The sequence below is a fragment of the Ruegeria sp. BHSA123 genome (assembly GCF_059613425.1).
Genome location: NZ_JBXWSL010000022.1, coordinates 39162 through 45989, shown reverse-complemented (window position 1 = coordinate 45989; position 6828 = coordinate 39162). Strand labels below are relative to the sequence as shown.

At 57.8% G+C, this 6828-nt stretch carries 7 protein-coding genes; 5 read left to right on the top strand and 2 right to left on the bottom strand.

All coding sequences use genetic code 11. From position 1 onward, the window contains the following. Positions 1 to 988: metallophosphoesterase (locus AC2FNC_RS12670; RefSeq protein WP_496715508.1), on the bottom strand; the 988-nt coding region annotated here is incomplete at its 3' end. Positions 989 to 1171: 183 nt separating this feature from the next. Here AC2FNC_RS12670 and nudC point away from each other — a divergent pair. From nudC to AC2FNC_RS12655, 3 genes are read left to right on the top strand one after another with little or no spacing between them, the layout of a single operon-like run. Further along, the gene (gene nudC / locus AC2FNC_RS12665) at positions 1172 to 2155 is read left to right on the top strand and encodes an NAD(+) diphosphatase (RefSeq protein ID WP_496715506.1); all 984 of its coding nucleotides are present in this window, start codon (positions 1172 to 1174) and stop codon (positions 2153 to 2155) included. 39 nt (positions 2156 to 2194) lie between these two features. Next, positions 2195 to 2662, top strand: a complete 468-nt coding sequence (locus AC2FNC_RS12660) for an SRPBCC family protein (RefSeq protein WP_480520938.1) — start codon at positions 2195 to 2197, stop codon at positions 2660 to 2662. After that, on the top strand, positions 2652 to 3167 hold the full coding sequence (locus AC2FNC_RS12655) for a GNAT family N-acetyltransferase (protein ID WP_496715505.1): 516 nt from the start codon (positions 2652 to 2654) through the stop codon (positions 3165 to 3167). The genes AC2FNC_RS12660 and AC2FNC_RS12655 overlap by 11 nt, the downstream gene beginning before the upstream one ends. A 118-nt stretch (positions 3168 to 3285) precedes the next feature. On the opposite strand, the gene AC2FNC_RS12650 is transcribed toward AC2FNC_RS12655, so the two are convergent. Further along, entirely contained in the window at positions 3286 to 4119 is an 834-nt protein-coding gene (locus AC2FNC_RS12650) for a prephenate dehydratase (RefSeq protein WP_480495966.1), read from the bottom strand. A 120-nt stretch (positions 4120 to 4239) separates the two neighbouring features. Here AC2FNC_RS12650 and AC2FNC_RS12645 point away from each other — a divergent pair, with 120 nt between their 5' ends. Together AC2FNC_RS12645 and AC2FNC_RS12640 are read left to right on the top strand one after the other, a co-directional pair. After that, a complete protein-coding gene (locus tag AC2FNC_RS12645; RefSeq protein WP_480555832.1) occupies positions 4240 to 4752 on the top strand; it encodes a c-type cytochrome in 513 nt (170 codons plus the stop codon). Positions 4753 to 4922: 170 nt separating this feature from the next. Then, a complete protein-coding gene (locus AC2FNC_RS12640) occupies positions 4923 to 6827 on the top strand; it encodes an extracellular solute-binding protein (RefSeq protein WP_480555825.1) in 1905 nt (634 codons plus the stop codon). Position 6828 lies beyond the last annotated feature (1 nt).

Below are 6828 nucleotides of genomic sequence, written 5' to 3'. Positions count from 1 at the left end.
CACACAGACCCGCAATTTCACGGTCTTCCCCGACGGCTGTGCCGTTGCTGATAACCGGGCGCAGTTCGACGCGGCTATCCCGGATTCGCACTTTGCCGTCCGGCCCGGCGGTCACGGCCAAATCGATAACCCCCAGGTAAGAGCCCGCTGATCCCGGCATGACAACGGGCGTCCCATGTACCAGCCCCGTCAGGTGATCGACCATCGGGGTATTGGCGTGGCTCTCTCCTGGAAGTGTCAGGTGGGTGTGCCCGGCCACAACGGCATCGATGCCTTTGATCGCGGCCAAGGGTATCACGGCGTTTTCCATCCCCGCTACCGGCTCGCTGCCCCCAAGGCCGGAATGGGCAAGCGCCACGATGATATCACAACCCTCGTCGCGCAATGTCTGCGTCCGGGATTTAGCCGCAAGCAGGATATCCTCGACGACGATATCGTCATCCAGATTATGCGCCTCCCAACAGGCCGTTTGCGGCGGAAGAACCGAGAAGATGCCGATGCGAACGGGAATGTCTTCACCGTTCAAAGACACGGTGCGGTCCAAAACGATGTGCCGCTGCCAGGGCTGAGGTCCGCGCGTGCGATACAGGTTGCTACAAATAACTGGGCAGGGGGCTTGCGTCAGGATGTTGCCCAATGTCGCCAGCCCGAACCCGAAATCATGGTTGCCCAGCCCGATCGCGTCATAATCCAGGGCTTCGAACGCCGTCATCATCGGATGGGCAGTGCCACTTTTGGCGGCCCAATCGCTCATTGGGGTTCCCTGCAACGAATCCCCGTTGTCAAACATCAGCACCAGCGCGCGTTCGGCCTCTTGCCGGGCAGCGCGGATCAGGCTGGCGGTGCGCGTCAATCCAACCGTCTGGTCTGGCGTGTCGGTGTAATAGTCAAAACCGGTCAGGTTCATATGCAGGTCGGTTGTGGCCAGAATGCGAATTTTCCCAATGTCACCAATGGGCTGTACCTGCGTCGAGGAGGGGATCTTCACTTTGAGTATTCTGCTATTGAATGTGGGTATTGATTAAATCCATCAAAATTCACTCTAAATGATTTTTCCGAGGCCACCATGCGGCTTTTCAGCGGCAGGGAGGTGGATTTTCTATCCCTGAATAGCCATTGCAACACGGGCCGAGACGTGGCAGCCCTGTGCGCAAGACCAAAAGGAAATCCAATGAAAAACGCAGAGCAGGTAACCTTCGGGGGTTCGGGCCTTGATCGGGCGGCGCAGTATCGCGGAGATGCGGACAAGCTGGCCGAGGCGATGCACAACCCGGCCGCCCGCTGTGTCTTGCTGTGGCGTGGAAAGCTGCTGGTACAGGGTGAGGGGCTGGACCAGCTTGCCTTGATCCCGATGACGCATCCGCTGATCAGCAGTGGTCCCGGTGGCGTCATTGAATCCCCGGTGTTTTTGGGTCTGAGCGCTGACAGCGCCCCCGTGTTTGCCGTTGATATTTCCGCATGGGCAGCCGAGGGGCTGGATCTGACCAGTCTGGGCGCCTTCGTGGACAAGTCCGAACAACAACACCCGGATTTACCGCAAGGCCACGTGTTTGCCGAACTGCGCCGGATCATGACACGGCTGTCGGCACGCGACGCGGAACTGGCGGCCACGTCTAAGGCAATAATCGGCTGGCATGAAACACATCGCTATTGCGCACGATGCGGTGCCGCCAGCGAGGTGTCGCAAGGGGGATGGCAGCGCAGTTGCCCATCCTGTGGCGGGCAGCACTTTCCGCGCACCGATCCGGTTGTGATCATGTTGATCACGCATGGTGACAGCGTGCTGATGGGCCGGTCTCCGGGCTGGCCTGACGGGATGTTCTCCTTGCTGGCGGGATTTGTTGAGCCCGGCGAAACGCTTGAGGCAGCAGTGCGCCGCGAAGTGATGGAAGAGGCGGGCGTGCCGGTGGGTGCGGTTTCGTACCTGTCCAGCCAGCCCTGGCCGTTTCCGGCCTCATTGATGTTTGGGTGTGCAGGTGAGGCGTTGTCACGCGACATCGTGATCGATCCGGTCGAAATAGAAGAGGCGATGTGGGTCAGCAAATCCGAAATGATGCAGGCCTTTGCAGGCGATCATCCTAGGCTATTGCCAGCGCGCAAGGGGGCAGTCGCTCATTTTCTGCTTCAGAACTGGCTTGCAGATACTCTGGACTGAGGAAACATTGGCTCAGTAATTACGACAGCAAAGGTCAGTATGCAGTTTTCAGCGCGCGAAGATATCGAAGCCCCCATCCAATCGGTATTCGACATGGTGTCGGATTTCGAACGGTTCGAGCGTATGGCAATGCGCCGCGGCATCGATGTGCGCCGTTTGGGCGGTGGCGCAGCGGTGACTGCCGGAACCGAGTGGAATACGGAGTTCAAACTGCGCGGAAAGCCGCGTCAGATGTCAGTGGTTATGACTGATTTCGACAGGCCTTCGCAAATGCGATTTGACGCTGCCAGCAAGGGCATTACCGGGTTCACGACCGTGGATTTTCTGGCCCTGTCCCCGCGCCGGACACGCCTGAGCATCGAGATGTCCCTGGCCGCCAAGTCCCTGCCGGCACGGTTGCTGTTGCAATCCATGAAGCTGGGGCAGTCGAGGTTTCGCAAGCGGTTTCAGGTGCGTCTCAGCGAATTCGCACGCGAGTTGGAGCAGAGGCACCTGCATGGCGGGTAAGACACAAGATCGCACTGCAGGTGTGAAGGGATCGGACCACCTGAGTTTTAAACCCGCATCCGAAACCGATGCCGAAGGGGTCGCTGGCGTCCTTCACGATCTGGTCCTGGCTGGCAAGCGGCGCAAAGCCCACGATGTCGATTTTGCCCTAAGGCACTATATTCGCCACCCGGATCAATTACGATGTACAATCGCCACGGACCCGAATGGTCACGTGCTCGGGTTCCAATCCCTGAAAGATGCGGTCGAAAACAACCCCTACGGCGTGTCAGTGGGGTGGGGCGTGATTGGAACCCATATCCGACCATCAGCCGCCCTGCTTGGGATCGGGCGCGCACTTTTCGCGCACACTCTGGACGCGGCCCTTGCGCGCGGTCTCCCTGCTATCGATGCAACAATTGGCGCAGGCAATACTGAAGGTCTGGCCTATTACGAAGCCATGGGTTTCCGGACGTACCGCACACAAGATGGGTCTGTGTCAAAGGTCTACCGGATTAACCGCTAGAGAGCGACGATTCCAGGCGCAGCGGCACGAGACATGGGGGGCCACCGGCATTGCAAACAGCTTCGAAAAAATGGGCAACAACGAAACAAGCTCAAAGGAATGCCATGGCGAACCGTGATTATCCGCGCGGATGTGCTGCCGGATAGACGCCCAGAACCTCGACATTGGTCGTGAAATGCTCAAGCTCGTCCATGGCCAGCTGCACGTTGCGGTCTTCGGGATGCCCGACAATATCCGCGTAAAACTGCGTCGCGGTGAAGGAGCCGTCGACCATATAGCTTTCCAGCTTGGTCATGTTGATCCCATTGGTGGCAAACCCGCCCATCGCTTTGTAAAGCGCGGCGGGGATGTTGCGGACCTGAAACACAAAGCTGGTGATCATCCCATGATCGCCCCGGCGGGACAAATCCGTTTCGCGCGACATGACAAGAAAGCGGGTCGTGTTGTCGTCATTATCCTCGATATGGCGGGCCAGAACGTTCAGGTTATAGATCTCAGCGGCCAGCTCGCTGGCCAGCGCGGCTGAATGCGGATTGCCTTCCTCAGCCACTTCGCGGGCGGCGCGGGCGTTATCGGGGCTGACGCGGCCGCGAATGCCGTGTTCCTTCAGAAAGCCCGCGCATTGCGGCAGCAGTACCAGATGCGAATGCGCCTCGGTGATGTCTTCCAGTTTTGCACCCGGTACGGCAAGAAGGTTGATGTGCACACGGACAAAGGCCTCATCGATGATATGCAGCCCGCTGTGAGGTAACAGCCGGTGAATATCGGCCACCCGTCCATAGGTCGTGTTCTCGACCGGAAGCATTGCCAGATCCGCAGCACCCGAGCGGACCGATTCGATCACATCCTCGAAAGTGCGGCAGGGCAGGGCTTCCATATCTGGCCGAGCGTTGCGGCAAGCCTCGTGACTGTAGGCGCCGGGTTCCCCCTGAAAGGCAATGCGATTGGTCATTTGGTCGATTCCATGCAACAAGTTCGCGATTTGGTCGTTTCGTCGCGGTGTCTATACCTTGCCTCTCGCAAGGGGAAGCCTTAGACAGCTGCCCAGACAGCTGAAATGGACTCGCGATCAATGTTCGACACGATGACAGTAACCAAGGCCGCCGCAGGCCTGTTCGGCACATTCCTGGTGCTGCTTCTGGCCAAGTGGGGGGCAGATGTCCTCTATTCTTCCGGTGGCCATGGCTCGGCTGAGGCCGCCTACATTATCGAAACCGAAAGCTCGGGCGAAAGCGCCGACGGTGAAGAAGTGGTCTTCGAAGACCTGCTGGCCGCCGCAGACGTCGAGAGCGGCGCAAAAGTGTTCCGCAAATGCACCGCGTGCCACAAGCTGGAAGACGGCGCAAACGGCACCGGCCCCTACCTGTACGGTGTGGTTAATCGCCCGGTCGCCTCGGCCAACGGTTTCACCGGGTACTCGGCCAGTATGCAGGCGCATGGCGGCAACTGGACACCCGAAGCGCTGGATGCCTTCCTGACCAAGCCGGGCAATTATATCTCGGGCACTTCGATGAGCTTTGCCGGCCTGAAAAAGCCGCAGGATCGCGCCGACGTGATTGCCTATCTGCAGACAATCGGCAACTGATTGCCTGAGCGATCAGAACCATTCAAAGCCGCTGCCGCAACGCAGCGGCTTTTTTGTCTGAAGAAACCTTCACAAAGTGCTCACGCATTCTAAACTTGAATCTGCACGTGCTGGCACTTTAGCTAGCGGTTACGACATTGACGGTGACAATGACCGAGAGGATGAGCCACATGAAATCCCTGATGCCTGCTGCACGTGATCTCGAGGTAAGGCCATGGGTTGGCATTTTGGGGCTCTGTGCCGCGCTGATTGCTCCGCATACAGCCCAGGCGCTGGATGAGGGGGTCACCCGCAGCCACGGGTATTCGTATTTCGGAAATCTGGATTACCCGGCGGACTATGCGCATCTGAATTATGTGAATCCCGACGCCCCCAAAGGCGGCGAGCTTTCGCTGGCAGCTTCGGGAACGTTCGATTCCCTCAACCCCTATTCGCGAAAGGGGCGTGCCGGTGCGCTGACCACATTGCAATATGACCGTCTGTTTGAAAGTGCCGAAGACAGTGTCGGGCAGTATTACGGCGTAGTTGCGGAAAGTCTGGAATATGACGAAGGGCGCAATTACGTCATTTTCCATTTGCGCCCCGAAGCAACTTTTTGGGATGGCACGCCTGTCACGGCGGAAGATGTTGTCTACAGCCACCGTTTGTTCATCGAACAGGGCCTGCCATCTTACGCGCAGGCCGTTGGCCGTATGGTGACAGGAGCCGAGGCGTTGGATGACCATACCGTAAAATTTACATTCAATCCCGAAGTCACTCGCCGCAGCCTGATCGAAACCGTCGGCTCAACTCCTGTTTTCTCAAAAGCATGGTTTGAGGCAGATGAGACACGGCGCCTGGATGAACCACGGCTGGAAGTGGCGGTGGGCTCTGGCCCCTACAAGCTCGACAGCTACGACATCAATCGCCGCATCGTTTACAAACGCCGGGACGATTATTGGGGCAAGGACCTGCCTTTCAATGTCGGACGCAACAACTTCGATACAATTCGGGTCGAGTATTTCGCCGATCAGACGGCAGCGTTCGAAGGTTTCAAGGCGGGTGAATATACATTTCGGATTGAAAGTGATCCCAAGCTTTGGGCGACCGGGTATGATTTCCCGAAGCTGGATGAAGGCACCGTTATTCGGGATGAGATCGCAGATGGCAGCCCGCCGACACCTTCGGGCTTTGTCTTCAACCTTGGGAAACCGCAATTCGCCGACAAGAATGTCCGCAAGGCCCTGGCCTTGGCCTTCAATTTCGAATGGACGAACGAGTCATTGTTGTTCGGCCTGAACACGCCGCGGAATTCTTTCACGCAAGGAACCCCGATCGAGGCGCAAGGCCTGCCCGAAGGGGCTGAGCTGGCGTTCCTGCAGGCGTTGGGCGGCGTCGTTCCCGAAGATGTCCTGACGGAACCCGCTGTAGTGGCGCACGAATCAAACCCTGCACGCCTGAATGACCGACAAAACCTGCGCAAAGCTGCCAGGTTATTGGACGAGGCAGGCTGGTCCGTCGGCGAAGGCAATATTCGCCGCAATACCGAAGGGCAGACTTTGAAGGTGAATATTCCATATCCTTCAAACCTGCCGACCTCGACCGCAACGATGATCGAAACCTATGTCCAAAACCTGCAATCCATCGGTGTGGATGCCTCGACCGAGAAAGTTGACCCGGCGCAATACACGTTGCGCAGCCGCGAGCGGGATTATGACATGGTCTATTCCACGCGCTACGGGTCGTTTTTGTCTACCGGGGGCGGTCTGAGCCAGATGTACGGATCGGAAGAAGCGGCTTTTAGCCTGTTCAATCCGGCAGGTCTGGCCAGCCCCTTGGTCGACGCGATCATCGAGGCGTCCTTTGAAACTGACAATCAGGCCGATCAGGACACGGCGTTAATGGCTTTGGATCGCGCCTTGAGGTACGAGTTTTTCGTAATCCCCGTGGGGTACATCGCAGAATACTGGACAGCATATTACGATATGTACGAATACCCGGAAAACCTGCCGCCCTATTCGCTGGGTTATCTGGATTTGTGGTGGATCAATCCGGAAAAACAGGCTGCGTTGAAAGCGAAAGGCGCGCTGCGATAAC

Bases quoted from the DNA above. Each gene is read 5' to 3' on its own strand.
- AC2FNC_RS12660 (WP_480520938.1), top strand. From the start codon at position 2,195: ATGCAGTTTTCAGCGCGCGAAGATATCGAAGCCCCCATCCAATCGGTA.
- nudC (WP_496715506.1), top strand. From the start codon at position 1,172: ATGAAAAACGCAGAGCAGGTAACCTTCGGGGGTTCGGGCCTTGATCGG.
- AC2FNC_RS12655 (WP_496715505.1), top strand. From the start codon at position 2,652: ATGGCGGGTAAGACACAAGATCGCACTGCAGGTGTGAAGGGATCGGAC.
- AC2FNC_RS12645 (WP_480555832.1), top strand. From the start codon at position 4,240: ATGTTCGACACGATGACAGTAACCAAGGCCGCCGCAGGCCTGTTCGGC.
- AC2FNC_RS12640 (WP_480555825.1), top strand. From the start codon at position 4,923: ATGAAATCCCTGATGCCTGCTGCACGTGATCTCGAGGTAAGGCCATGG.
- AC2FNC_RS12650 (WP_480495966.1), bottom strand. From the start codon at position 4,119: ATGACCAATCGCATTGCCTTTCAGGGGGAACCCGGCGCCTACAGTCAC.